This is a genomic window from Paenibacillus oryzisoli (assembly GCF_001653565.1).
GTDB classification, from domain to species: Bacteria; Bacillota; Bacilli; order Paenibacillales; family NBRC-103111; genus Paenibacillus_E; species Paenibacillus_E oryzisoli.
The window spans coordinates 1-1653 of sequence record NZ_LYPB01000021.1; the positions used below are offsets into that span (position 1 = coordinate 1).

General features: G+C 44.3%; 1 protein-coding gene. It reads left to right on the plus strand.

Going from position 1 to position 1653, the window contains the following annotated elements:
• Nucleotides 1-129 precede the first annotated feature (129 nt).
• Entirely contained in the window at nucleotides 130-1581 is a 1452-nt protein-coding gene (locus A8708_RS00130) for a transposase (protein WP_068661518.1), read from the plus strand.
• Nucleotides 1582-1653: the final 72 nt, after the last annotated feature.

The following is a 1653-nucleotide window of genomic DNA, read 5'->3' on the forward strand; positions in this document are numbered from 1 at the left end:
GAGTCAATTTCATAATCTCAAACCCGCACCAAACCTAGCTTTTTTCACACATAAAAAGGGACTACCTCCCCAAATCTCGAAGTAAAAGGCGTCGAAACCAACAACCCGAGATGAAGAAAGGTATTCCCTATGTATTCTATTCAACAGCAAGAATTGTTTTCCTTCCAACAATTACTGGAAATTAAGCCCGATGACCGGTATGCTCCCATCCTTGAACATCTAGACTTCAGTTCGGTTTTACAACGACTTGGAAAACAGTCGCGTTTAGGGCCGCCGCAGACATTAAACTTCCCAGCCATGCTCTATTCGCTTCTCATTGCAAAAATAGAACGAATGGACTTCGTAAAAGATATTGTTCGCCGTCTAAAAAGGAGCGTTGAATTCCGCATGCAATGCCGCTTTACTGGCTCTGACGCTACGCCAAGTGAGGCGTCGTACTCTCGTCTCATACGTGCTTTGAATGAACACCAACTCCTCGAAATGGTTCAGGACGGGCTTGTGCTAGATGCGATCTCAGAAGGCTTTTTACCTGGGATTCATTTGGCGTTCGACTCTTCGGCGGTAGAAGCTTGGAACGCGGTATTTCCAGACGCAGCTGCTAAGCGCAGAGCATCACGTCAAAAGAAAAAGGCACTTCTGCCGCAGCTCGAGCAACTTTCAGTCCCCATTGAAGAAGATGTGAAAGAAGAACCAGCTCCTCCCCCTAAGCCTCAAAAGTATGGACGCGGCCGTCCGAAGAAGGAAGAAGCAATCCGTCGTGCTGAGGAGCGTAAAGCATATGAAGCAACGCTGACTACTTTTGAAAAGCCAGTGGCTGACATGTTGCCTTACACCTACGAAGAACTGATGGAGGAATTGCCTCGGGCACCAGAGCGGTGTTCAAAGAAAAATGCCAAAGGCTTCCTAACATCTTGGTATGGCTACAAAGCAAATGTTATTGTAGATGCGGACAGTCAGTATGTGCTAACTGGCTTTTTAAGCTCGGCTAATATCAATGATCAACGTGGCGGAGTCGTGTTATTAAAAGCAATAGAGAAGAAATTTCCTATGCTTCGCATCAAGCATATCATGTCCGATAAAGGGTACGACGCGCACCCGCTTTACAAGTTAATTTACTCGCTAGGCGCTTTTCCAATCATTGATTTCATTCATCACACAGAGCCGCCTGAAGGATTTAATAAGGACTTTCACCCGATTTGCGAAAAAGGAAAAGCCTACGTCTACGATAGCTACGATTCGACCTATAAAACACTTAAATTCACACGTCCAAAAGAGTGTAGTAATTGTCCACTCGCAGATAATGGCTGCCAGAAAGTGTATAAAATAAAGGTAGATCAAGATATTCGTAAAAACACGGTACCCGCAAGAGGAAGTGAGGGCTTCAAACATCTGTATAAAAAGCGGACCGCCGTTGAGCGAGTTTTTGCATATTTGAAAGAATATTTTGGTCTTCATCGCACACGTCACCGGGGGACGAGAGCCGAAGTTGATTTTCAGTTGAGTACGCTCGCTTATACCGTATGCAAATTTGCTTTAGACAAATGGAACCAACAGCTTGAACAAGTTGTAGCTGCTGCATAATTTTAAAAAATGAATGCTTAGGCCACGTAAGAACTCTAACCAATTTTTCAATTTGAATTGTGAAATCGACTC